Origin of the sequence: Paenibacillus hunanensis, from assembly GCF_034055775.1 — a bacterium.
In the GTDB taxonomy this organism is placed as follows: Bacteria; Bacillota; Bacilli; order Paenibacillales; family Paenibacillaceae; genus Saccharibacillus; species Saccharibacillus hunanensis.
Map to the genome: position 1 here is coordinate 3021899 of NZ_CP139194.1, position 26882 is coordinate 3048780.

A 26882-nucleotide genomic window follows, 5' to 3' on the forward strand; every position below is an offset into this window, starting at 1 on the left:
AAAGATCCTAAAGCCAAACTTACGTATTGCCTGTGCCACATGCACTGCCAGCTATGTATAGCGGCCTGCCCTTGCTAAGTACTACGTCACTATGAGCGCTTCCTCACCTCGCATCAGCCTGAATTGGCAATTAATGGAACACATTTTGTGTCGGGAGAAAGCGTATCACGATTCCTAAAAAAAATAAATACCCTTTTAACTAAAAAATTGAAAAATTCTTCAAAATTGCTCAATAACTAACATCAAAAGTCCTTTTAATTAACAAACGGTCAAATAAAACATCTTTTTATAACGCAAACAAGACTTATAACTACGCATGAACGTAATTATAAGTCTTATTTGACATACAGATTAAGCTGCTTCGTTATTTTATATAGGAATCGCGAATAAATCGCAGTCTTTTAACCGTTTTATTTAGCTTTCAAGCTGCTTAATTGTATAAAATGGAAGTCGATGATTAGCGCGGCTGATTGAACACGACAAATTTGGTCTCCAGCATATCCTCCATCGCGTACTTCACACCCTCGCGACCAATGCCACTTTGCTTGACTCCTCCATATGGCATTTGATCGACACGGAAGGATGGAATATCGTTCACAATGACCCCACCCACCTCAAGCTGGCGAATCGCACGGAAGGCAGTATCCAGCTTTGTCGTATAAATGCCTGCTTGCAATCCATAATCCGAATGATTGACCGCTTGAACCGCTTCCTCCATATCACGTACACGATTGATCATAACGACAGGAGCGAATACTTCGCGACAGGCTACGCGTGCTTCTGGAGATACATTCAGTAACACCGTTGGCTTCAAGCAGCCATCCTGTACCTCATTACCGCAGGCTACCTCAGCACCCTGCTCGATTGCTTCCGCAATCCATTCTAGGGCACGCTTTTGTTCCTTTTCCGAGATCATTGCTGCCACATCCGTATCCTCTTCTAATGGATCACCTAGCTTGAGCTTCGCTGTAGCAGCAACAAATTGCTCTACAAATGTATCGAAAATATGCTCATGCACATAAATGCGCTGCACGGATATACATACCTGACCCTGATTGCCAAAAGCACCTGATACAGCGCGATCGATCATTGCAGCTACGTCGGTATCTTTATCAATGATCAATCCAGAATTCGAGCCTAGCTCTAATGTTACTTTTTTCAGACCGGAGCGTGAACGAATCGATATACCGACCGCCGGGCTTCCAGTAAACGATAATGCTTTCACACGATCATCCGTTACGATCGTATCGCCTACCGTTTTCCCATTACCTGTTACGACATTTAATGCTCCTGCTGGCAGACCGGCTTGCTCCAATAGCTCTGCTAATAGGAAGGATGATAATGGCGTCTGCTCTGCCGGTTTCAATACAACGGTATTGCCAGCTGCAAGCGCAGGACCTACCTTATGAGCAACCAGATTCATCGGAAAGTTAAATGGAGTAATCGCACCGACCACGCCGACAGGCTCCTTGATCGTATAGCCGAACTTGCCTTCACCTGTTGCTGCTGCATCCAGCGGTACGGTTTCTCCATGAATGCGCTTTGCTTCCTCTGCTGAGAACTTATACGTTTCGATCGTTCGAGCAACCTCAGCTCGCGCAGCCTTGAGTGGCTTTGAGCCTTCTAGCGCAATAAGGCGCGCTGCCTCTTCCTTACGTTCCTCCAGCAATCGCGCCAGCTGCTCCAGGATCGCCGCCCGTTGATGAGCAGGCATATCGCGCATCATTGTCGCTGCCTCTGCCGCAGCTGCAATCGCCTGACGAGTCTCATCTGCACTCGCTTCCGCAACCTCAGCAATCAATCCACCATGATATGGAGAATGCAGCGGTTCATACGAAGCTGCCTCCTGCCATTTTCCTCCTATATATAGATGCTTTTTCGCAATCTCATTTAATGTATCTGTCATATTACTCATTCCCTTCCTATTGTCTCTTATTGTATTCCTATTGCTTCACTTTCCTTAGTGGTGATACAAATATTCATCTAGCACCAGTATGACTTGTTTGAAGAACATATTGCAAAATCACCTTGCAAAAATTGACGCGTGCACAGCATTGCTTCCTAAAACACTAGCTTATCTATGGTACATCTTATTCAAATCTCAAAAGTAAGCCTATCGTAACTTTAACCGGACAGCCCTCTATTTAATCGAATAGCGTAAAATGTCGAACAAACTTCCTACACAATCCTTATTTCGATTATTTTCGACAAAATAAGATATTCTTCCTATTTCCTGTAAGTCATTCCGCCTCTATACTTAATTTAATTAGTTATAAAGATTCAGTTTCAAATTTAAAATCCTTTTTTTCAGGTTCCTAAGAACTATGCGCAAAGAGCTTAGAACTTATTATAAGGATCGAGTTTAACCGAAATGAGACAGGTAAGCATTTTATCATTTTCTTAAACCTCTTATTTTAAATAGAAATTATGAGTACATTTGCACAGATATTAGACATCATAATTGAAATCGCTGTTATAGGAACTAATTACAACAAATGGATTTTCACTTCAACTGAGAAAAGGAATGATACCGATGAAAAACATTCGCGTTCGTACAAAAATCATTATCCTGATGACGATCAATCTACTGTTGCTTGCTATTGTTGGACTGACTGGAACCAATTCTACGCGTACGATGTCTGATATCTCTACTAGCATTTATCAAAATAATCTACAACCGCTCATGATCATGGATCAAATTCCGATTAACTACAGCTCCAATGCTGTAAAGCTGCTTCGTCTGATGAACACAAACGATACGAATCAACAGAAGTCCTTAATCGACGATATTCAAAAAACGGCTACAGATACAAAGCAGCAATATGCCAAGCTCCAGCAATTGCAGCTCAGTGCTGCGAATCAGACTCTATTAAGTAATCTTACGAAAACCGCTGATCAATTTGCTCAGACTCGTCAAACCTTCCTGGATGCGATCGCTGCTAACAATAAAGCTGATGCTCAGACAGCCTATACTAATCTGGAAAACTATCGTACAACATTGAATGAAAATGTGAACGCACTGCGTGCTAATATGATCGAAGAAGCTACACAGAGTAAAGAAAACGCAGATCAAACGTATTTCACTTCTACATTGATCACGATTGTAGTTATCGCTGCCGGTATTATCGTTGCTCTGCTGATCGGTATCTGGATTACGACACTGATCTCCAAACCGCTCAACCGTGTTCAGCTCCTGATGCAACAGGCGGCTGACGGCGATCTGACCGTGCTTTCCGACTATGAAGCTCGTGATGAGATTGGTCGTGTGGCAGCTGGCTTTAACAAATTGATCGAAAGCATGCGTAAAATTATTAAAAGTGTGGACGACAGTGCCATGACATTATCCGCTTCTTCAGAGGAATTAACTGCAAGTGCAGACCAGACTGCTCGTGCTTCGGCTCATATCGCTTCTTCATCCGGAGAGCTGGCTACAGGAATTACCTCGCAAACAACAACGGTGATCGATGTGACAGATTCCGTCAACGAAATGGCTAATCAGATGGAGAAAGTATCCCACACAAGTAAAGAAATCAATCAATTGACTGTGCACATGAAGCAAAATGCCGAGCAAGGACTTGGTGAAGTACGTGATATTACGAGCCGTATTCAGCATCTTGCGACTGACATTCATTCTACACTTAACGTACTAACCACATTGAATCAAAAGTCTGAGCAAATCGGCTATGCCTCCTCTGCTATTCAGCAAATTGCTAAACAGACAAATCTACTTGCACTTAATGCTTCGATTGAAGCAGCACGTGCCGGTGAAGCAGGTCGCGGCTTCGCTGTCGTCGCTGAAGAGATTCGCAAGCTGGCTGAAAGTGCAGCAGAATCCTCTACGCTCATCACAGGTCTTGTGCTGGATGTGCAAAAGGAAAGCCAGAGCGCGGTTCAGCAGGCGGAAGAATCCGTTCATAGTGTGCAGGCAGGGGTTGAAGGAAGTCAGCGTGTGATGGCTGCGTTCGAAGTCATTCGTAAATCGGTTGACAGCACAGCTGAGCGTATTGATGTGACGGGTTCGCTGATTGATAGCACCAATAGCAAGTCTCGTCAAATTGCGGAAGCTATGGAGCATTTGAGCGCCATCTGTGAAGAAGGATCCGCAGGTATTCAAGAAATGAATGCTGCCAGCGAAGAGCAGTTGTCCACGATGGAAGATGTCGCTTCCTCCGCTCGCCACCTGTCTACAATGGCAGAAGAGCTGCAACAACTGATTGCTTTCTGTAAGCTGTAAACTCAAACGAGTTTTCATACAATAGAATGGAATTCTATAAATAAAAAAATAAAGCCTTCTGCATCGAGCAGCTTCGGTATAACAACCAAAGCGTACATGATGCAGAAGGCTTTTCATTTAATCAGATCATTCGCTGGCTTTTCTTTTCCCTGTCACTTCATATATTTAGAAAACAGATCGCCCGCTCTTTTCGCCAGTTCCTCTACATTTAACGTATTATTCATCGTGCCAATGCGCGCATACCAGTTTTTGATCGTATCCAGCACCCATGAAGGAATCGTTTTTCCGGCAATGCGATCATAAAATTGCTCATACGCCCATACGAGATGATCCCAGCGACGATCATCGCCCTCATGTACATATTCGGAAACATCGATTACTTTAGCGCGTCCATTTTGCATAATTACATTTTTTAAATGGATATCGCGCGGATTCAAGCCAACTCCGCGCACATATTTGCGCGCTGCCTCTACATCCGTAATGACCTGCTTGGGCACCTCAATTCCCTGCAACAAGCAATCCTGTAAGGTCGGGCCAGCTTCGTAGCTAAGTACGAGATAATTCGCATCATGACCATAGCAGGTCGGGAAAAAGGAAGAGCCCTTCAACCGTTCATACACGGATAACTCCACCGGAATTTTATCCTTCGCCTGCTCGGTGAATACTTTAAAAGCGTACCCTGGGGTCTGATCATACGTAAATACCGCAGCATCGGTTCCGATACCAACGCATCGAACCCCCTCGGCATAACCGGATATGACGACGGGTTCATTATTCTCACTGCCTGTGACTGTCATTTGACGTAGTGCTTCTTGTGCTTGCTTCCAATCCTCGCTCATGCTTGTTCCCCTCTCTCCTGCACCATTATGATCTGCATACCTATGTCTCGGAAGCGATCTCGGATCTGCGGATAACAGTGAGATGTACACCGTATTTTATAGGAATTTACCCACATTTCCAACTTTACGCACATCATATGTCACTTTATGCATTTGTTTTATGAATTTCATTTTCGGTAAAGGTTTTCATTAACGTGTACATCCTGTAAAATAGGTGAGACGGGTTATCTGTAGTAAAGATCCCAGTTACTTCGTAATGTCCGCTTTTCTTAGGCGCGCATTAACGATACACATACAGACAGTTGAAACGGAGGAACTATTCATGTCAGATTTTCAGACCAAACTTGAGCAATATGCCGAGCTTGCTGTGCGCGTTGGTGTCAACGTACAAGCGGGCCAGAAATTGATCATCAACGCTCCTATTCATGCAGTCGACTTCGTTCGTCTGGTAACTCGCAAGGCTTACGAGGCTGGAGCTTTGCTTGTTAAAGTCAACTGGGGTGACGATCAAGTGACTCGTATGCGTTACGAGCTTGCACCGGATGAATCGTTTGATATCGGGCCGAAATGGTATGCAGCTGAGATGGAAGAGCTTGCTGAAAACCAGGGCGCTGTGCTGCACGTTGTCTCCGATGACCCGGATCTGCTGAAAGGCATCGATTCGAAGCGTATCGCCGCTTCACAAAAAGCGTCCAGCATCGTGCTGTCCAAGTATCGTGAATATGTACAATCCGACAAAATGAGCTGGTCGATCGTAGCTGTACCATCCGAATCATGGGCTGCTAAAGTATTCCCTGAGCTTCCTGCGGAAGAACAGGTGAACAGCATGTGGGATTACATTTTTAAGGCTGTTCGTGTAGGTGAGGGCGATACAATTGCTGCATGGCAAAAGCACGTTTCCTTACTGAACGAAAAAGCGGCTTATTTGAATGAAAAAGCCTACAAACAGCTGCACTATGTTGCACCAGGTACAGATCTGACAATCGGCTTGCCGGAAGGCCATCTGTGGGCTGCGGCAGATAGCATCAGCGAACGTGGCGATGCATTTATCGCAAATATGCCAACTGAGGAAGTATTCACGGCTCCACTGAAAACCGATGTGAACGGCTATGTGAGTAGCACGAAGCCGCTGAGCTATGGCGGTACGATCATCGACAACTTCAAGCTGACCTTCAAGGATGGTCGCATCGTTGGCGTAGAAGCAGAAAAAGGTCAGGATACACTGGCGCATCTGGTTGAGATGGACGAAGGCGCTCATTATCTGGGCGAAGTCGCGCTTGTACCTCACCGTTCCCCAATCTCTGAATCGAATATCCTTTACTACAACACATTGTTTGACGAAAATGCTTCTAACCACCTTGCTATCGGTAGTGCATATGCATTCAACTTACAGGGCGGTAAGCAAATGAATCGTGAAGAGCTGACTGCACGCGGTCTGAACAACAGTCTCGTACACGTTGACTTTATGATTGGTTCTGGTGAAATGGACATCTACGGTATCACGCAAGATGGTCAGCAAGAGCCAATCTTTAAGCAAGGCGGCTGGGCATTTTAATATTGCCTTTTGCTACTTCATTACACTATTTCTTTTTCAGGCAGGCACCGAACAGGTGCCTGTTTTTATTTTGACCTGTTCAAATGGCACCTAATCACTTACAATGAAGCTCAATATGATGAATTATCATAGCTGATATATGAATAGTATTAGTTTAATATGCTGTTTTCGCTTATATCGTTTTATTTTTAACTTTTATTCTTAACCTACAAAGGAGAATTCCGTATGTCACCTCGAATCGGTTTGAATTTGTCCATGATTGTTCAGGCAGCCATCCAGCTTGCTGATGAGCAAGGTGTGCAGGCAGTTACCTTATCGGTACTCGCACAACAGTTAAAGGTACGCTCTCCTTCTCTCTACAATCATATTGATGGATTGCCTGGCTTACGTCGAGAAATGGCACTTGCTGGCTTGCAGCAGCTCAAGGAAACGATCATGATGGCTGCGGTTGGACGTGCAGGCGATCTGGCGATACGTGAGGTATTTCGCGCATATTTGCATTTTGTACGTCAGCATCCCGGGTTATATGAAGCAACACTTTATGTACCAGAACAACTGGATGAGCAATTAGAGCAGCTCAGTCAACAGATTTTGGAGCTTGTCCGGCAGGTACTGAGTGCTTATCATCTGACCGATGCGCAGATGATTCATGCCACGCGCGGCTTGCGTAGTATACTGCATGGCTTTAGCTCATTGGAACGAAGCAAGGGATTTGCGCTCAAGGAAGATGTTGATGAGAGCTTTGAATGGATTTTGAATGTATATGTGCAGGGCTTGAAGGCTATGGGTCAATCAACAAATGCCTAAAAGTAGCAATAGCTCTGCAAATCAGGAATAGCTCTGAACAGCTCCAGCGTACTGAAAATGGGGCTATTCCTGTTTTCTTTTACAGTCACAGTTAGTCGTTAAAAATATGCTTAAGATCAAGAAACGGAAGACAACCTCATAAAACAATCTAATTTTAATTAACTACACTCTTGCAAAAACTAATACTATTAGTTATTATGGTGAAAAAGGAGTGTTGATATGAGAGTGATTAGTAAAAACCATTTGCACCAATTAACGTTTTTTCCAGCTATTCTTCCGGTAAACTGTTATATCATTGAAGAAGAGGATCATCTGACCTTAATTGATGCGGCTCTACCTGGTAGTGAGAAGGGAATCCATAGCTTTGTTCAGCAAACAGGCAAGCCTTTAACACATATCGTGTTAACACATATTCACAGCGATCATATCGGAGCACTAGATGCACTAGCAAAGCTATATCCAGATGCAGTCGTCTGTGTATCCACTCGCGATTCTCGTCTGATGAGCGGCGATGTATCCCTTGATCCAGATGAGCCGCAAACACCTATTCGTGGTGGTGTACCGAAAAAGCTTCGTACTCGTGCCAGCCTGCTATTGGAAGACGGAGATCGTATTGGCTCGCTTCAGGTTGTTACTACACCCGGTCATACGCCCGGCTCGATTTCATTATTAGATACACGCACCTCTGCGATCATTGCAGGTGATGCGTTTCAGACACGTGGAGGTATTGCCGTATCCGGCTCGTTACGCTGGAGCTTCCCCTTCCCTGCGCTGGCTACATGGTCAAAGGCAATTTCACTACAAAGTGCACAACGCTTACTGGAGCTTAACCCTTCCCTGCTTGCTGTTGGGCATGGATCGATGATCGCTAATCCTCTCTCATCCATGCAAAAAGCGATTGATCATGCAGCACGTCAGATATAGATGTAATTGTATCTCCTGATTATTTTCTGCTTATTTCTTGCTGATTTCCTATATGTACTTTACCAATTCCCTACCTGTTTCTTACCAGTATCATTATCTCGTTTAGCTCAATCTACATTGGACTAAACCAATCCAATATGCTCAGGCTATTGAATGAGCAATACAGGATGTTAAGCAAGCTCAACTCCTTATAATTGCCCTTTAGCTGATTGGCAATCATGTAGTTATTTGAATCACCCATTTAGGTAAGCACACATGACAAAGCCTGCACCCTTATAAGCTCAGGCGCAGGCTTGCACAGTGATAACAATTTATAAAACAATCGTGATGAATGCTCTCTTATGGCTTCAAAATAACCTTGATACAGTCATCATGCTTATCATTGAAAATATCATAGGCATGTGCTGCATCCTGTAACGGGATATGATGCGTGATAATATCGGTCGCATCCAGCTTGCCATCGACGATCTGCTTGAACAGCTCTGGCATATAATGCACAACAGGTGCTTGTCCCATCGCTAGCTTCACATTACGCTCAAACAAATGACCTAATGGGAAGCCGTTATACGTCTCGCCATACACCCCAGTGACCTGAATCGTACCGAATTTGCGTACCACATTAGCTGCAAGATTGAATGCACTCAGACTACCACCCTGTAGCTTCAATGCAGTCTGCACACGTTCACCGACATTTTTCTCCGCATCCAGACCGACACAGTCGATAACGACATCGGCTCCACCGCTTGTCATTTCCAGCAGATGCTGATCAACTTCATCCACTTCTTTGAAGTTAATGACCTCTACATTGTTGGTACGCTTGGCATGAGCAAGTCGATATGGAAGATGATCGACAGCGATAACGCGCTTGGCGCCTTTTTGCCATGCGAATTTTTGTGCAAGAAGTCCAACTGGGCCACAGCCGAGGATAATAACGGTATCGCCAGCCTTCACTCCGCCACTCTCAACGCTCCAGTAAGCGGTTGGAATAATATCCGATAGGAATAACACCTGTTCATCCGTTACTTCAGCCGATTCTGGAACGACAAAAGGCAGAAAATTTGCATACGGTACGCGCATCAGCTCAGCCTGACCACCTGGATAGCCTCCATAAATATCAAAGCCGAAATAAGCGCCTGTATTTTTTTCTTCCATTTTGTTGGAATTATCGCACTGACTCTCCATCTGATGTTTACAGAAGAAGCATTCACCACAGGATACGTTAAATGGAACAACGACACGATCACCCTTTTTTACACGGGTTACGCCCGGCCCCACTTCCTCGACAATTCCCATCGGTTCATGCCCGATCACATAATTATCATGTACAACTGGCATAGCACCATTAAAAATGTGCAAATCGGAACCACAGATTGCCGTTGAGGTTACCCGAATAACGATATCATCGTCCTTTTGAATACGTGCATCCTCTACATCTTTAACGCTGACCTTTTGCTTACCCTGATACGTGAGTGCTTTCATGATGAATTCCCCTTTCGGTAATGGAAGGTATGAGCCATGCAGGTTATTCTGTGCTTAACCAAATAACATTAATCACATGTAAAGAAAACACCAAATCAACAAAGCTGGAGCTGCTCCGCGAATAAACGTTACGGCTAGTTAAATGAATACCACAAGAAGCCTGCATATGTAGCTCCAAAAAAGCGAGTCCCATTCAAACATCCATATAATAGAAAATAATCTAAATGATGCACAATGATCTCTGTTGTATTAACCACTCCCTTTGATGTTTTAACATTATCGATACAAACAGTATCCATTACGATTAAGCCAGTGTTGCCGTCCAAGCGACCAAAAGATTAATTCATCGGTATGCAGGGTAATGAAATGCATGAACAGCCGCAATTCGTTACGAGAGCGGCTACCTACATGCAGTTCAACATCGAAGGGAGCCATAACGATGAAACATTTGACGAAAACCCAAATTGAAGAACTTAAAAATAGCTTGCTTGAGGAAAAAAAGGAATTAGAACGGCATTTCGATGTCGATAAAGATAAAATGGATGGACAAATTGAATCCGAGCGCATGTCTACTGGTGAGCTATCTGCGGTAGATAATCACCCTGCTGATCTCGGTACAGAAACGTACGAGCGCGGACGTGACCTGGCAATCGATGATCAAATGAACGATACACTGGATCAGGTGAATGCCGCTTTGCAGCGTATTGAAGAAGGTACGTACGGTATCAGTGAGGTGAGTGGCAAGGAAATTCCATTTGAACGTCTGCAAGCACTGCCATATACCACGTATCTGGTAGATGAAAGTCCACAGCAGGACAATGTGAATGATTACCGTCCGGTTGAGGAGGATCTGATTACTCCACCAGCCAAAGGCTCAGGCGAGAATCGCCAGCATAATACAGGTCGTTTTGACGATGCAGGTGCATGGCAAGCGGTTGAAGATTATGGTGTTGCCGACTCTCCAGCGATGAGTGCACAGCGCGAAGTGCATAGCTATAATGAGCTGGCAGAAGGCTCACCGGATGATGAGAATTTTACGGAAAGCGTAGAATCATTCGCAGCTACAGATATCGAAGGCAATGATCGTCATGTAGAGGAAGGCCCTGCTTCACGTACGTATGAGGAGCGTGGCGAAGGTGATACCGAGCTACAGATGGACGAGACAGATGAGCAGGTCGATGCTGAAGTGGAAGAAGCAGATCGCCGCCGTTGATAGTATCGAATCGGCATAAGATCCAATCTAGTTTAATAAACAATGGATACTGGCATCACAAATAGGTGAACCACCCACAAAAAGAACGAGTCAGACATCTGACCCGTTCTTTTTGTGTACGCTTTGGTGCACGTGGTCATCATTATGGTTCCTGTGTCGGCTTATTTTTGCTGTTCAGGCTTTGCTATTTCGGCTATATAAAAAAAAGAAAAGGAACGGGAGCATATCCCGTTCCTTTTCTTTGCGACAAAGCTATGGATTTATTTTCCTCAAGCCGGTATCCATAACTCCTCGCTATGTTCAGGCTCCTGCCTGATTGGTCGTTACGGCAAATTGTGTAATGACCAGCTTAATGCGTGAAATGCGTTTGTTCTCGACTTCTTCAACCACGAGCAAATGCCCGTCATGCGCCACGCTCTGTCCTACCTGTGGAGGCAGGGATTCAACACGGGAATACAACCAGCCGCCAATCGTATCGTACTCGGACAAGTCCAGGTCGAGTGAAAAGCGTGTATTGAATTCCTCAATCAGCATCAGTCCATCGATGGAATACATCATTTCATTGATCGGCTCAACGACAGGACGTTCATGGTCAAACTCATCCTGAATCTCACCAACAATCTCTTCCATAATATCTTCCAGGGTAACTAGCCCTGCTGTACCACCATATTCATCGATCAAAATGGCAATTTGTGTTTTGCCACGCTGCATTAGCTTCATCAGCTCACTAATCTTGATCGATTCAGGTACGGCAATAATCGGGCGAATCAGCTTCACCGAGTCCGTGATCTGGTAACGCATCAGATCCTTAATGTGCAGGAAACCGACAATATGGTCTTTGTCGCCATCGCACACTGGATAACGTGTACGCATCCCATCCAATGCAATCTGCAAGTTCTCTTCACGAGAAGCATGCAGACTCAAGCAGATCATCTCGGTACGTGGAATCATAATTTCGTGGGCGGTTGTATCGGCGAACTCAAATATATTATCAACCAGCGCCAGTTCGGTATTATCGATCAGCCCGCTCTTGTTGCTTTCTTTCATTAGTATACGTATCTCTTCTTCAGTATGAGCGGATTCATGCTCGGATGCCGGAGCAATGCCGAACAGTTTGAGCAAGGCATTAGCCATGCCGTTCAACATCCAGATAAAAGGATACATCAGTTTGTGGAACAATAGCATCGGTGCAGCTGTCCAGAGCGTTACGACCTCCGCTTTGCGGATTGCCAGTGACTTCGGTGCCAGCTCGCCAAGTACGATGTGTAGGATCGTAATGACGATAAACGCGATTGCTATCGATACACTATGGATGACGACTTCATTGTTCAAGCCTATCGCTGCGAACAGTGGTCGGATCAGCTCAGCAATTGCTGGCTCACCAATCCAGCCAAGTCCTAGCGATGCCAGCGTAATACCTAGCTGACATGCTGACAAATAGGCATCCAGATTGTTTACAATGGACTGCGCAAAGCGCGCCCGTTTGTTACCTTCATCGACCAGTGTCTCCAATCGACTGCTGCGAATTTTGACCATCGCAAATTCCGCTGCTACAAAAAAACCGTTCAATAATACCAGTACAAAGACCAGCACAATGTTCAATAAACTGGGTAAGGGGTCAGTCAAGTGTGTTTCCCGCGCTGTCTATCCAACCGTTGGATAAGCTACAGCGTCGGGTTCACCTCCTTCGAATTGTAGATTTTTGAATTTTCCGCCATTTTACGTGTACTGTCAATTTCCCAATGGTTTCACCTCTTTTCATATGTAAGTATAGACGTTGCCTGATTATATTATAGCGCGAAAACGAAAACAGTCAAATCGGCAGGACCTCCTGGCAAGTCGTCTAGACAACATAACTTTTACAATTCTATACAGTTCTCTTAACATGTTCTCTTTATACTTTAGCAGGTGAACAGGATGGTGCTGATGGATGCGAAGGGCATTGAAACTATACAAAAGTGAGGTTGATTGTTTTGGACAAATCGTCGGTCGTGCCGTCACGGCGCGCACTCAAGCAAGCTACTGATCGCGAACGATCCCGTACGCGTATTCCTCGTCGTGCAGGCTGGTTACAGGAATATTCGCTGGCTGCATTGTTTCTAGCACCATCGGTTGCCCTGTTTGGTATTTTTCTATTTTATCCACTGGTGCAATCGATCTACCTGAGCCTTCATTCCACTACACCTCGTGGTGATGTTGCCAAGTATATTGGACTACGTAACTTTGAGCGCCTGTTTGAAGCAAGCGGCTTTTTGAACAGTTTATGGGTAACCGTCGAATTTATGCTGTTCACGGTGCCTACCTCCATCCTGCTTGCACTTATTCTTGCTGCTATCTGTCGTACCCATCTGCGTGGTAGCAAAGTGTTCCGTTTTATTTTCTCACTACCGATCGCTATTTCTGTCGGTACAGGCTCGGTCATCTGGATGATGCTATTTCATCCGACACTTGGTATGCCAAACTATCTGCTACAGCTGATTGGGCTGCCTGGCATTCAATGGCTAACGAGTCCAGATTGGGCACTGATCTCCATTTCGATCATGACGGTATGGATGAATGTAGGCTTTTTATTCATTTTGCTGCTCGGGGGTATGGAAGGCGTATCCGAGGAAATTTATGAGAGCGCACGGATGGATGGCGCTGGGCCGATTCGTACCTTTTTCCGTTTAACCCTGCCGCTGATCTCGCCAACACTGTTCTTTGCCAGTGTGACGTCGATTATTAGTGCATTTCAGTCGTTTGGTCAAATTAACATACTAACTAAAGGGGGGCCGGTAAACAGCACCAATGTGCTTGTCTTTAATCTGTATCAGGATGCTTTTGTGAACTTCCGTTTTGGCTCAGGTAGCGCTCAGGCACTTGTATTGTTTGTTCTGATCTTGATCCTGACGATGATCCAGTTCAAATTCGGCGAAAAGAAGGTGCATTACCAGTGAAACCTAACGTGCTTCGACTTGGCTCGGCTTACACGGTACTTATTCTTGCCTCGATTCTGATTCTGTTTCCGTTCTGGACGGCGTTATCTAATTCGTTCATGACCGAGGCTGATTCGGCTACATATCCGCCGAAGCTTATTCCGTCTCACTGGGACGTGCAAAACTTTCTGAATGTATTGAACACGATTCCGATCATACGCTTTATGCTGAACAGTCTGGTCACGAGCACGATTATTACACTTGGTCAGCTACTGACCTCCTGTATGGCAGCTTATGCTTTTGCCTTTCTTCGCTTCCCGGGACGCAAGCTGCTGTTCTCACTGTTTCTGGCGACCATGATGATCCCGTGGGAAGTGACCATTATTCCGAATTATCTGACGGTTCGTAGCTGGAACTGGCTCGATTCGTATGCTGGATTGACCGTACCGTTCCTTGCTACTGCGTTCGGAACCTTTTTGATGCGTCAATTTTTTATGCAGCTTCCAAAGGAACTGATGGAAGCGGCACGTATCGATGGATGCGGTCATCTACGCATCTTCGCTTCACTTGTCATTCCGCTCTCGATGCCAGGGCTTGCTACGCTCGGTGTGTATTCCTTTTTAAACCATTGGAATATGTATTTGTGGCCATTGCTCATTACGAACTCCGAGAGTATGAGAACCGTGCAGATCGGTATCAGTATGCTGCAATTTGCTGAGGTGACTGCATGGAATGTCGTTATGGCAGGTATCGTGCTCGTACTGCTGCCTTCCCTAATTCTGCTTGCTGTTGGACTGGGCAGACTCGTAGGTGGTCTGACTGCTGGATCACTGAAAGGTTAATGATTGGCTCATCTCTTTCACTTCACAAGTGTGGACATCCAGTAGCAAACATGAAAAGTATTGCTGAGACAACCTATACTCGTTCCACATGATGTCTCATCCTGCATGACTGTGTACGAACAACTACCAACTTATGTTAAAGGGGCAAATTCACTCATGACATTCAAATCGTTTTTCACGCGTCAATGGAGTCTGCTTGCATTAAGTCTGTTTCTGTTTCTAGCAGCATGTAGCGGTGGCGGAGCTTCGCAAGGCTCCCAGCCAGCAGCCGCTGCGGATAGTGAAGCAACAACGACGACTAGCTCGGGTCCGGTGAAGGTTGTATTCTGGCATTCCATGAGCGGTAATCTGGAAAATGTCGTAAACGAGCTGGTGAAAAAATTTAACGATTCTCAGAAAGATGTGCAGGTAGAAGCGGTATTCCAGGGTGACTACGATACAGCGCTGAGCAAGTTCAAAACGGTAGTCGGCACGAATGATGCTCCTACGATGATGCAGGTCTATGATGTAGGTAGTCGTTATATGATCGACTCGAAAGCGATCACTCCGATGCAGCAATTTATTGACGCAGACAAATTCGATCTGTCTAGCTTCGAGCAAAATATCCTGAGCTACTACACTTTCAATGGCGAGCAATATTCGATGCCGTTTAACACATCCAACCCATTGATCTATTACAATAAAGATCTGTTCAAAGCTGCTGGTCTGGATCCTGAACATCCACCAACGACCTTCGCAGAATTTGAAGAAGCGGCTAAAAAGCTTGCGGCTAAAGGTACACCAGCCTCCTTCCCGATCTATGGCTGGCTGATGGAGCAATTGATGGCGAACCAGGATGTACAGATTTTGAATAATGATAATGGTCGTAGCGCTCCAGCAACAGAATCAACCATCAATTCCAAAGCCGCAGTGGATACACTGACATGGTGGAAAAAGATGGTCGATGAAAAAGCAATGATGAATCTCGGTCGCAAAACAGATGATACCGATAAAGCATTCTTAGCTGGTCAAACCGCAATCACAATGAACAGCACAGGCGCACTGACGAAGCTGCTGGAAGGCTCTAAAGGTAAATTCGAGCTGGGTACAGCTCCACTCACCAAGCCATCCGCAGATTACAAAAATAAAGGTGGCGTTGTTGTCGGCGGTGCAAGTCTGTGGATTACGAATAACAAGCCCGCAGCAGAGCAACAAGCAGCATGGAAATTCATCAAATTCCTGGCTGAACCGGATAATCAGGCTTACTGGTCTGTACACAGTGGATATTTCCCAATTACGAAAAAAGCTTACGATGTCGATATCATGAAGCAAAACCTGAAAGAGCATCCGCAATTCCAAACAGCTGTCGATCAATTGCACAATACAAAGATCGATCCAGCTACACAGGGCGCTGTAATGGGGATCTTTCCAGAAGCTCGTCAGCTGACAGAGACAGCGATTGAAGAAGCATTGACTGGCAAAAAGACACCTCAGCAAGCACTGGATGATGCGGCTACCCAAATCACACAAAAGCTACAGGACTATAACGATTCCGTTACACAGTAACAGATCGTTTAGCACAAGCCCTATAATGACGTTCTAAACCTCACTGGCTCAAGAAAAACGCCGATCACACGGATAAATTCCGCAGATCGGCGTTTTATTGATGCAAAGATTGTATAGGATTCATTTGCGAATTGTATATATAATTGACTGCTAGTATGCATTAAAACGAAATCATACCCTGCGAGATCACTGCGAAGGGGATGATTGTCGCGCTGGTGCAGCCTGTCCTGAAATATTCGTATACGCCGAGGTCGATTCTGAAAATACAGCGTGATCCAGCTCTGACAGAGACAGCACCTCGCGCTGACCATTATGCGTATGACGAATTACAAAATGATCCTCGCCGGTCGCTTCCAGTCTGCCACGATATACACTATTTTTCGATTCGCGCCCTGGAATCATATGAAAGAATCCATCAAGGCCCATCTTCTCCTGTAGCTTTTCTCGTGTAGTAAGGTGATCCTGACTTCCGCCGGAGTGAATGACTGAATCTTTTACGGACGAGGTCATCATCTGACCCGAACGTGGCTCAGTCAGCGTCTGATCCGTACGAGCATGCCCGTGCTCATTTCGATAAGCAACTGGACGATAGGGGTGGGTTAACATGATTGCATTCCTCCCGTAAATGAAAGTGTATCACATCCTGTAATGTACCCTTCCGCCTTCGGATTGAATCGATTATTTTCCATTATTTAGAAAATAAACCATCCCATCTCTATCTTATTCTCTGCTGCATCTGACGTGCGTGAGCTTATTATATCAGAGCAATCCTTTCTCGGCATGTTCCTAATGGATGATTTTCCCTACTTTTTAATCGATTGATTAAGACTTGGACAGATCTGCACCTGTCAGCTCAGCAGACAGCTTCCACAGACGCTCTGCTTGCTCAGGATCAATCGCATAATCTTTAACACCTACAGCACGTTTGTCCGGATGGAATGGCTCTGCAATATTGCAATCTTCGCAATAAACGCCGCCTTTGCCCTCCAGCTGTGGTGATGTTGCTGCCCATACCTGTGTTGCCGCTCCCTGTTCTGGTGTTTTGAATGCTTCATTCACCGTTTCACCGTCTTCACCGATCCATTTGAGGGCGATCATCTCTTCTTTTGGCATATGACGTTGAAGCGGAGTCATGATACCGCCCGGGTGAACTGCAAATGCACGTACACCATGCTCCGCACCCAGTCGATCAAGCTCTACTGCAAATAGCGAATTGGCTGTTTTCGATTGGCCATAGGCTTCGAACTTGTGGTAGTTCCCTTCAAAATTAAGGTTATCCCAACGAATAGGAGAGAAATGGTGACCTGTGGAGGAAGTCGCTACGACACGTGCTCCACCGTTGGCTTTCAGTGCAGGCCAGAGCAGATTGATCAGCGTATAATGTCCCAGGTGATTCGTCGCGAATTGCAGTTCCCAACCTGGGCCGACGCGTGTTTCCGGACAAGCCATAATACCTGCGTTCAGAATCGCGAGATCAATACTACGTCCACTGTCCAGAAAACGCTGTGCAAATGCACGTACGCTATCCAGATCGGATAGATCCAGCTCATCTACCTCTACGTTTTCGATACTAGCCAGTGCTTCACGCGCCGTATCAGGACGACGAGCAGGTACTACTACATGTGCGCCTGCCTTCACCAGAGCGCGTGTCGTTTCCAGTCCAAGACCAGAATAGCCACCTGTAACGAGTGCGAGCTTACCAGACAGATCAATACCTGCCAGCACCTCATCTGCTGTGCTGCGATAACCAAATCCAGAGTCGATCTTTCCTTGCGGTGTTTGTTGGTAGGCCTGTGTCATAATGGGTATTCCCCTCTCATCAGTTCGTATTTGAAATCAATCATAGGTCTACTTTACAACCTAGAGTGAACTCTAGGTCAAGCCCTCTTTTCGATGGATACACGATCTCGTTATATATGACATTGTTAGTTTGAAGTAGAGCTTGAAATCGTGCTTGAAATATAATTTTCATATACATTGGCTTTATTGGTGATCACATCCAGACATTCATTTAGATGCTGCATCTGATCGACTACACGCTGCTGATGCTCTTTTAAAATTGCCAGGCGTTCATGCTCATTGCCCGGTCCCAATCGAACCAGATCAGCAAAGCGTCGAATCTGAGCTATCGGCATACCCGAAGCACGCAGGCAAATACAAATGCGCAGCCATTCCACATCGACCTCACTATAGCGGCGTCTACCGCCTCCATCTCGAGATACTTTGAGTGTAAGCATCAGCCCTTCACGCTCATAAAAACGCAGTGAATGCACGCTCAGTCCAAGTCGCTCTGCCACTTCTCCGATCGATAGCTGCGCCGAAGCTTGCGGTAGCTTGGTCATGGCCGATTGTGGCTGGGTTTCATCGCTTATTGCTTTATCGTTTATCGTATCGCTTGTCTCGTGGATTGAGGTTGACGATGCTGTCTCGTTCTGCGAAGCAGTAGAAGCTGAATTGTTCATCGGTTGATTCTCCTTTAAATGGAACTTCAAATTGGATCGTACAATAATAAAATCGGGATACGAGTTAAATCGCACGAACAGAGTAATAGGTTGAAATACGACTTCCTCTTGTCGCCATGCAGATTAAGCTATTGCTGTTCAGGCGGAGCTGGTCTGGTATGATGTATTCGAATTTTGGAACCCTTCTCTATACTTTTTATATGCCTTTCGCATACGGTCAGTGTATTCATATGAGGTCAGCTTTATCTTATCGGAAGCTGAGTTCATGTACCAGTTTACAATAGAAACAAGATGGAGCCAAATACGGATACCTGCCACTTCACTCGTTGATATTGGTCATGAATCGGCTCGGTTTAGATCGTTGACACACTAGAAGGAACATGCTAGTATTTTTATACCAAGTATGTTTGTCGGATTAGTTTGTAACTCATTCATCATGTTATTTTATGTGATGTTCTATCGTATTGATGCAGCTAACGAATGAGGTCTGACCGTGAATTATGCACTATTACTTCTCTCTATATAAAGGAGCTATCATTATGTCTTCTGATTCCATTTACCGTGATCAAGTTGAATTTGGCTGGTTTATGCCTACGATGGGTGACGGCACAAGTCTTGGACGCGATTCCGAGCGTAAGCCAACCCTTGAATATTTGACCCATGTTGCTCAGACAGCCGAGAAGTCGGGCTTTGAATTTGTGCTGATTCCAACGGGCGGCGCATGTATTGATTCATGGGTTGTTGGTTCTGCGATTATTGGTGCAACTACGACTCTCAAGCCACTGGTAGCAGTACGTCCGGGTCTAATCGCTCCTGTCCTGACTGCACGTATGGCAGCGGCACTTGATCAGTTATCCGGTGGACGCGCTCGCATTAATATTGTGACAGGTAGCTCGCCGGATGATCTGGAAGAGCTTGGTGATCCACTTGCCCGAGCACATGATGAGAAATATGCGCGTACACGTGAATATCTGGATATCATCAAAGGGGTATGGGCACAGGCTTCTGGACTCGCTTCGACCGAATTCGGTGCGAGTGTAGATGCGTCTATTACCGATGATAAGCTCCATTATAAAGGGGAATATTACGAAATTAACGGCGGAAAAAGTCGCCCGTCTACAGTGCAGGAGCCAGGCCTGCCAATCTACTTCGGCGGTAGCTCGCCTATGGCCAAAAGTGTCGGTGCTGAATATTCCGACGTATTCCTCATGTGGTCGGAGCCGCTGGACATGATCAAGCAGCAGATCGAGGAATTGAAGGAATCACAGCGCCAGCATGCCGAGCGTACAGGAACATTACGTCCACTTCGTGTAGGGATGCGTGCTCAGGTGCTAGTACGTGATACGGAAGAAGAAGCATGGGAAGCTGCTCGCAATCTGATCAAGGATATCGATCCTGCAACGATTGAGCGTGCCAAGGCTGCCTTTAGCAAGACAGGCGCCACCGGACAAAATCGTCAGAATCAGATTCGCGATGCAGCCGCAGCCAATGACTTTATCGTTGGGCCGAATCTGTGGGCAGGTCTGTCCAATGTGCGCTCAGGTGGAGCACTGATGTTTGTCGGTACACCGGATCAAGTATCGGATCGTCTGCTAGAATATGCGGAGGCTGGTGTCACTTCATTTATCCTGTCGAGCTATCCACATCTGGAGGAAGCCGCTATTTTCGGTGAAAGTACCTTGCCTCTGTTTAAAGAAAAATGGAGTCGCCGCGCGGTTCAGCAAGAACAAACGGCAACCGCACAATCCTAATCAATTACCAATCAATGGTCATAACAAATAACAGCCAACCTGACGAACCTCGTCGGGTTGGCTGTTTGCTGTTCGTAACTATTATTCTATCTGCTTCTGCTATTGTTTGCTTGCAATAACTACACTAGATTGTTCGTGTGCGATTAGCTGTTTATGACTGTTCTGTGTAGTTGCCTGCGGTCGAGCTTCAGCTTTGTCACGGCTTAACTTTTGCTAGCTATAGATTACTCTAGCAAGAAGCTGCTTGCATTGATTCAGATTACAAGCCGCTCCGTGCTGGGCTGCATCCTACTCGATATAGATCATCTTACGAGTCATCCCACCATCGATAACAAGCTCTGCTCCTGTAATAAATGAATTGTCCTTAGACGTAAGGAACATACAGGCACGCGCAATATCGTCTGGTTTACCAACACGACCGGCTGGATGCTGCTTATGATCCTCTGGCTTTAATGCTTCATAGTCGCCATTTTCGATCCAGCCGGGACTGATACAGTTCACTCGAATATCGTCCGGCCCCATGGATATAGCTAGAGCATGGGTCAATGCGGTAATCCCGCCTTTGGATGCTGCATAGGCTTCGGAATTAGGCTCCGACATATGCGCACGTGTGGAGGATATATTCACAATACTGCCCCCATGACCATCACGCATCACTTTACCTGCTTCACGCGATAAGAGAAAGCAACCACGTACATTCGTATTTAACACACGATCCCAATCCTCTACTGTCAACTCGTACGGCGATACCCAGTGTCCGATACCTGCATTATTAATCACTACATCGATCTGCCCGGTTGTCTGCACCGCTTCCTGAACGAGATGCTTAATCTGCTCTTCATTTTGCACATCGCATGGCAAAAAGTGAGCTTGTCCTCCCTGTTCTCTGATCGCTGCGGCTACCGCTGCTCCCTCCGATTCGGCGACATCGCTAAGAAACACCGTAGCACCAGCTGTGGCGTAAGCTTCTGCGACTGCTCGTCCAATTCCCTTTGCAGCTCCGGTAACGATAACTGTGTTAGATGTGTAGTCCATATATTATTCCCTCCATCCTCCGATGCTTGTCGGAGACTTATTGTATACATAATTGTTAACACTCTAGTCTTAGCTTTGGCTCCATTCACCTTTAGATAGCTGGATATTGCTATCTTACCAATGAATATAGCTTGCCATATAAGCATTATTCAACGTCTTTTAGACATGCGAAACGTTCCTGTATGTATCGCTCGCTTTGGGCTAAGCTTGTTTAGCTTTTCTTGAACGACTCGTAATGACTCCATCGTAATCGCTTGTTGTTAATTGCTGGCGGATCATTTATTATTGTTGATCGTTTGCTGTAGCTATAAACAGCAAAAAACCGCTACACTTCTCGATCTAATGAAGTGTAGCGGTTTATGAACTGCCAGGGATTACTTCTTTCCTATCTGAACATGAGACAGTAACCATAATTAGCCATGTGTCAGACTGCTGTTGTCCTATATAACCGCCATTTACGCTGGCGCTCGGCGTATGAAGCTTACGCATAGTAGGCGTTAAGCAATTGCTGTGTATCATCCTTCTCACCATCGAATAGCCCTTGATCTGCCCAGCATGCGAGACATGTTTCTTCATCCTGACATTTCTCTGCTTCCTGACAGTTGTAGCACAGATCCATGTAATACTTGGTAAAGTTCTCGTTGACGTTGGTTCTCATCTTAATCATCTCCTTGTATTTTCTACACCTTCATCATAAACGATACATGGAAATTATAATGTGATTTTTTTCACAATAGAGATGAAATTTTAAATTATTTTTTATGTATATGAGTTAACCTTTAAAATATGTACTATAAACCAATAAATATGTATTACGAATTACCTTTTAGAAATCAAGCAGTTACAGACTCACTCTTGCTCCTGCATAGAGCCTCTCACCCTAATACAGGCTGGAAGAGTGAATCTATATACTGCTCGTTTATGATGCTGTATTCAACGGATCGTAGCTAACTCCCCATCGATCAGCGGAACAAATTACTTTTCGCCAGATCGATCAGCTCATCTCCGCGTCCATTCATAATTGCTTTTGCCATCCAGAGCGAGAAGCCTTTAGCCTGCTGCATCGTAATTGTCGGTGGCATCGACAGCTCCTGACGGTTAACCAGTACATCGAGCAATACCGGGCCATCATGGGACATCGCTCGTGCTACAGCATCCTCTAGCTCTTCCGGGTCTTCTACTCGAATCCCTTGAATACCGAGCGCATTCGCCACCGCTGCAAAATCAGTCGCATGCAGATCGGTACCGGATTCCAGATAGCCGCCTGCTTTCATTTCCAGCTCTACAAAGCTCAATGCACTATTATTAAAAACAACAACCTTAACAGGTAGATTGTGCTGCTTCAGTGTGATTAGATCACCCATTAGCATACTCAAGCCCCCATCACCGGAAAAGGAAATCACCTGACGGTCACGCTCTGCTGCCTGCACACCGATCGCTTGCGGCAGCGCATTCGCCATCGTACCGTGGTTGAAGGAGCCGATCAAGCGACGCTGCTCGTTTATTTCCAGATAACGAGCGGCCCAAACCGTTGGCGTTCCGACATCTGCCGTAAAGACCGCATTGGAGGCAGCTGCATCACTAACGACCTTCGTCAAATATTGCGGATGCATGCCATGCTTCACACTATTGCCTTTGACCGCCATCTCATCCAGTTCCTCGCGTACCTTGTTATAACGCTCAACAGACTTTTGCAGATGATCACTACTACGATCGCCTTCCAACAGTGGCAGCAGCTGACGAACCGTATCCTTCACATCTCCACACACGCCATGCGCTAGTGGAGTACGGCGACCCAGATTAGCAGCATTAATATCGACCTGCAAAATCGCCGCCTTTTCCGGATAGAACTGACGATACGGGAAGTCTGTGCCCAGCATGAGCAGCACATCGCAATCCATCGTCGCCCGATAACCTGAGGCATAGCCGATCAGACCTGTCAGTCCGACAAAATACGGATTATCATATTCTAAATGCTCTTTACCACGTAGAGCGACCACCATCGGTGACTGCAATCTCGCACATAGCGCCATCACCTCAGCATGCGCGCCCTTACAGCCGGCACCACACAGTAGAGTAATCTTCTTGCCTTCATTCAGATAGTTTGCAAGCAATTGCAAATCGTCAGCAGATGGATGCACAACCGGCTTGGCTGGATAGGCGACACGCTCTGGCACTGGATGACTGGATTCCTCCAGACTTGCAATATCGCCAGGCAGCACAACAACCGATACCGTAGATTTGCCAATCGCAGTTTGAATCGCCATCGTTAACGTACGTGGCATTTGTTTTTCTGTCGTAATCACTTCGCAGAAGTCACTGCACTCCTGAAAAATCTGCTCTGGATGTGTCGCTTGAAAATACCCGCTTCCAATCTCATCACTTGGAATATGAGCCGCAATAGCCAGCACGGGCACGCGATTACGATAGCAATCGTACAAGCCATTGATCAAATGCAGGTTACCCGGGCCGCTACTACCTGCGCATACAGCAATCGTACCGTTCAGCTCCGCTTCCGCTCCAGCGGCAAATGCAGCAACCTCCTCATGACGGACATGAATCCACTCGATCTTACCGGAGCGACGCACAGCGTCAATGACTGCGTTGAGCGAATCTCCGGTAATACCGAATATGCGTTTTACACCAGCGTTTACGAGTGTCTCTACTACTGCATCTGCGATTGTCTTTTTCATTCATGCTCACCTTCCATATGTGAATAGTATCTTCATTGCTTTTAGATCGTACTTTTAACCGTTGAATCGTAATTTAACTCGTGAATTTAACTCCTATCTGTGCTTGCATTAAGTATTATGCGCGTAGCCATACATCCTCATAGCTGCGATCGCGCTTGAACTGCACGAGTGCATAGGAGCAGGTCGGGAAAATCTTCTTGCCTTCCACTCGCGCGGCATGTACGACCTCATCCAGTAAGCCTTTGGCGATGCGACCGCCACGGAATTGTGGATCCACATACGTATGATTGAGCGTCCAGGTATCATTTTCTGGACCCGGGATATACGTAATCTCGCCAATTACCCGTTCCCCAAGCTTTACAAAATAAGCTGGGCCTTCCTTGATTAGCTGCGCACCTTCTATATCCTGTAGCCAGCTGCTAGTATGGGAATCTGCCAGTACACCGGATGAAGACGTTACCTGTGCAGGAATAGCCTGAGTTTGACCGTTATTAGCGGTATCAGAAATGGAAGCATGTCCATTGTTGGATACTTTGCCGAATAAGCCCTTGATGACCTTAGTGGTCTGCTGGATATCCTTTTTCGTTAATTCGATATGCTGCTTGGATGCGTTCAGGCCCGTACTCGCCTCGCCCAGTGCCTGTTTTAGCTGATCCGCAGATAGCTTGGCCTTTTCCGATGTAGACTTCGCATGCTCCATCGTTCCTTGCAGCTTCTGCTGAACGTCGTCTACGTCACCTTTTACATCGTCCAGCATCGTTTTGATCTCATCCATCGTATTTTTGACACCATTGATGCTGTCCTTAATGCCCATTAGCTCTTTGATCGGGTTTCTCACAGGCTCTCCTCCATTCGTACAAATAGGCTTCTCTTACTATAATTTTTGATACTGCTATATGCGCTACCTTCTATGTTGTCGTAACGGTTCACGTCATTGCGTGGCTGTACATGATGTATTACCCAATTATCACCGGGGTATGACGCAGATGCTTCAGTCTGTTTTTAACGGCATATTCAGCCTTGCAATGATGCTAATATAAGCAGCAATTTGTATGTATGGGCAGGCTCGTATATTCGTACTCGTATAATTCGTATATGATCTAGCCTTGCAAGCATTGTGTTGTAAGTTGTGTAATGATCCAATTCTCTTTTTAAAGCATCAATGCAATATATCGTGATCCTAAACCGACTATAATTCGTACTTGTTTTGTAGCCTGCTCTAGCCATATTCAGCAGTATAAGCAGGATGGATCGATGTTAACATAACTATTTTATCTATTTGCTCATTTCAACTTACAATTGCGTTACAATCGTGCTTTTTTCGAGCAGTCTTTAATTTATTTTTAACAACAGGATCGTCTGGACAGTCTACATTTTAACAGATAAAAAAGCTTACAAACCCTTATGTATCAACGGTTTAACCTCTCCCTTCTTAATTTCTCAGCAGCTAATTCTTAAGCTAATTACTGAGCAATAATAGCGTAAATACTCATAAACAAAAGGAAAAAGATGGATTTTAACGTGCGAGGGATTTATTTTACATAAATCGGATTTTACACTCGTTTAACGGTTTTTACATCGCTTTCATTTTCTGTTGACACAGTATATGATGTAGTCATCACCAAACAGCAACGCTTTAACGCAAGACACCAAGCATTGTTGAGGTGATTCACTCCATCAATTCCTACCATTAGGAAAGGAGAGATTCGTCTAGTGGCGTAAGTTATTGCCCCTTATTCACTCAACTGCAGAACAAATTGGCGTCCGTGAAAACGCACGATGCGCAGATTGATGAATAAGCACTGCACAGCTTAGACCATTGGACGAGACAAAGGGACAAACTTTTTCAAGCAAGCCGAAACCACTTGCACGAAAGGGGAAGGATTCCGTTGAAACAGGTTAGCGAAGCATACCGGCACGATTTCACGTAAGAAAAGCGTAGTGACAGCGTTTTTCGTGAAATGGGAGTATGCGGGAACGCATAGGATGATGTAATTGCACTGCTGAAAATTGACGAAAGGGAAAGTAGGTAAGGAATGAACTGTTTTCAAGCAAACTTAATTAGTTGCTAAGAAGGGAGCAGGATTCCATTGCAATAGCGAAAGCGAAGCATACTATAATCGGCTACACACAGAGGGATGTCCGTGAAAACATTCTTCGTAGTTCGTGGGTGTGTGGGAAACTCATCTGATGCGAAACCAGTAACTCGGTAAATTGAAATGTCATGAACGATGAATATAGTTTACGAATAATGAATGATGATTTATGAATTCGGAAGTAAAATGTATATGTACAATGGTTGTATCGTAATTATGCAGTATGAGTAAGTATGAAATGATGAATACAATGTTTCCCATTATGAAGAAAGGCTGTGAACAGAGGAAAATGCTATTTTCGAGCAAGCTTGTAGTTACTTGTTAGGAAGGGAGCAGGATTCCAATGAAGCAGGTTAGCGAGGCATACTAGAGCGTAATTCACGCTAGAAAAGCGTCAGTGAAAACGTTTTTCGTGAAGACGTGGTATGCTGGACATCATCCCATATGCAAGGACATGGATGAGGTAATGAGAAATGTACGGACGGCATATGA

General features: G+C 45.4%; 20 protein-coding genes. 9 read left to right on the forward strand and 11 right to left on the reverse strand.

What is annotated here, in order from left to right; all coding sequences use genetic code 11:
• Positions 1–457: 457 nt before the first annotated feature.
• Positions 458–1906 (reverse strand): aldehyde dehydrogenase family protein, encoded by a 1449-nt coding sequence (locus tag SK066_RS12240; RefSeq protein WP_320541705.1) that lies wholly within the window; start codon positions 1904–1906, stop codon positions 458–460.
• A 627-nt stretch (positions 1907–2533) separates the two neighbouring features.
• On the opposite strand from SK066_RS12240, the gene SK066_RS12245 reads away from it, so the two are divergent.
• Entirely contained in the window at positions 2534–4234 is a 1701-nt protein-coding gene (locus SK066_RS12245; RefSeq protein WP_320541706.1) for a methyl-accepting chemotaxis protein, read from the forward strand.
• Between the two features lie 152 nt (positions 4235–4386).
• Here SK066_RS12245 and SK066_RS12250 read toward each other — a convergent pair whose 3' ends face one another.
• Positions 4387–5073 (reverse strand): serine/threonine protein kinase, encoded by a 687-nt coding sequence (locus tag SK066_RS12250; protein ID WP_320541707.1) that lies wholly within the window; start codon positions 5071–5073, stop codon positions 4387–4389.
• A gap of 322 nt (positions 5074–5395) precedes the next feature.
• Here SK066_RS12250 and SK066_RS12255 point away from each other — a divergent pair, with 322 nt between their 5' ends.
• The 3 genes from SK066_RS12255 (at position 5396) to SK066_RS12265 (ending at position 8359) form a co-directional block, all read left to right on the forward strand.
• Positions 5396–6628 (forward strand): aminopeptidase, encoded by a 1233-nt coding sequence (locus SK066_RS12255; RefSeq protein ID WP_250343119.1) that lies wholly within the window; start codon positions 5396–5398, stop codon positions 6626–6628.
• A gap of 225 nt (positions 6629–6853) precedes the next feature.
• On the forward strand, positions 6854–7435 hold the full coding sequence (locus SK066_RS12260; RefSeq protein WP_320541708.1) for a TetR/AcrR family transcriptional regulator: 582 nt from the start codon (positions 6854–6856) through the stop codon (positions 7433–7435).
• 219 nt (positions 7436–7654) lie between these two features.
• Entirely contained in the window at positions 7655–8359 is a 705-nt protein-coding gene (locus SK066_RS12265; RefSeq protein ID WP_320541709.1) for an MBL fold metallo-hydrolase, read from the forward strand.
• 339 nt (positions 8360–8698) lie between these two features.
• Here the strand turns inward: SK066_RS12265 and SK066_RS12270 are convergent, their stop codons facing one another.
• Entirely contained in the window at positions 8699–9838 is a 1140-nt protein-coding gene (locus SK066_RS12270; RefSeq protein WP_320541710.1) for a zinc-dependent alcohol dehydrogenase, read from the reverse strand.
• Between the two features lie 439 nt (positions 9839–10277).
• Between SK066_RS12270 and SK066_RS12275 the strand changes: the two genes are divergently transcribed.
• Entirely contained in the window at positions 10278–11051 is a 774-nt protein-coding gene (locus tag SK066_RS12275; RefSeq protein ID WP_320541711.1) for a TraR/DksA C4-type zinc finger protein, read from the forward strand.
• A gap of 300 nt (positions 11052–11351) precedes the next feature.
• Here SK066_RS12275 and SK066_RS12280 read toward each other — a convergent pair whose 3' ends face one another.
• Positions 11352–12677, reverse strand: a complete 1326-nt coding sequence (locus SK066_RS12280; RefSeq protein WP_188774765.1) for a hemolysin family protein — start codon at positions 12675–12677, stop codon at positions 11352–11354.
• Between the two features lie 338 nt (positions 12678–13015).
• Between SK066_RS12280 and SK066_RS12285 the strand changes: the two genes are divergently transcribed.
• From SK066_RS12285 to SK066_RS12295, 3 genes are all read left to right on the forward strand, one after another.
• Positions 13016–13987 (forward strand): carbohydrate ABC transporter permease, encoded by a 972-nt coding sequence (locus tag SK066_RS12285; protein WP_407673822.1) that lies wholly within the window; start codon positions 13016–13018, stop codon positions 13985–13987.
• On the forward strand, positions 13984–14808 hold the full coding sequence (locus tag SK066_RS12290; RefSeq protein WP_188774766.1) for a carbohydrate ABC transporter permease: 825 nt from the start codon (positions 13984–13986) through the stop codon (positions 14806–14808). The genes SK066_RS12285 and SK066_RS12290 overlap by 4 nt, the downstream gene beginning before the upstream one ends.
• Positions 14809–14964: 156 nt before the next feature.
• Entirely contained in the window at positions 14965–16353 is a 1389-nt protein-coding gene (locus tag SK066_RS12295) for an ABC transporter substrate-binding protein (protein WP_320541712.1), read from the forward strand.
• Between the two features lie 186 nt (positions 16354–16539).
• Here SK066_RS12295 and SK066_RS12300 read toward each other — a convergent pair whose 3' ends face one another.
• The 3 genes from SK066_RS12300 to SK066_RS12310 form a co-directional block, all read right to left on the reverse strand.
• Complete coding sequence (locus SK066_RS12300) at positions 16540–16959, reverse strand: spore coat protein GerQ (RefSeq protein WP_188774768.1); 420 nt, start codon at positions 16957–16959, stop codon at positions 16540–16542.
• 216 nt (positions 16960–17175) lie between these two features.
• The gene (locus SK066_RS12305; RefSeq protein WP_320541713.1) at positions 17176–18153 is read right to left on the reverse strand and encodes an SDR family NAD(P)-dependent oxidoreductase; all 978 of its coding nucleotides are present in this window, start codon (positions 18151–18153) and stop codon (positions 17176–17178) included.
• A gap of 125 nt (positions 18154–18278) precedes the next feature.
• On the reverse strand, positions 18279–18815 hold the full coding sequence (locus tag SK066_RS12310) for a MerR family transcriptional regulator (protein WP_320541714.1): 537 nt from the start codon (positions 18813–18815) through the stop codon (positions 18279–18281).
• 539 nt (positions 18816–19354) lie between these two features.
• Here SK066_RS12310 and SK066_RS12315 point away from each other — a divergent pair.
• A complete protein-coding gene (locus SK066_RS12315) occupies positions 19355–20566 on the forward strand; it encodes an LLM class flavin-dependent oxidoreductase (RefSeq protein ID WP_320541715.1) in 1212 nt (403 codons plus the stop codon).
• A 288-nt stretch (positions 20567–20854) separates the two neighbouring features.
• On the opposite strand, the gene SK066_RS12320 is transcribed toward SK066_RS12315, so the two are convergent.
• From SK066_RS12320 to SK066_RS12335, 4 genes are all read right to left on the reverse strand, one after another.
• Positions 20855–21601, reverse strand: coding sequence for an SDR family NAD(P)-dependent oxidoreductase (locus SK066_RS12320; RefSeq protein ID WP_320541716.1), 747 nt, complete (start codon positions 21599–21601; stop codon positions 20855–20857).
• Between the two features lie 481 nt (positions 21602–22082).
• Positions 22083–22259 (reverse strand): hypothetical protein, encoded by a 177-nt coding sequence (locus tag SK066_RS12325; protein ID WP_188774772.1) that lies wholly within the window; start codon positions 22257–22259, stop codon positions 22083–22085.
• A gap of 304 nt (positions 22260–22563) precedes the next feature.
• Positions 22564–24294, reverse strand: coding sequence for a ubiquinone-dependent pyruvate dehydrogenase (gene poxB / locus SK066_RS12330; RefSeq protein WP_320541717.1), 1731 nt, complete (start codon positions 24292–24294; stop codon positions 22564–22566).
• Positions 24295–24409: 115 nt separating this feature from the next.
• Positions 24410–25132, reverse strand: coding sequence for a GNAT family N-acetyltransferase (locus tag SK066_RS12335; protein WP_320541718.1), 723 nt, complete (start codon positions 25130–25132; stop codon positions 24410–24412).
• Positions 25133–26882 lie beyond the last annotated feature (1750 nt).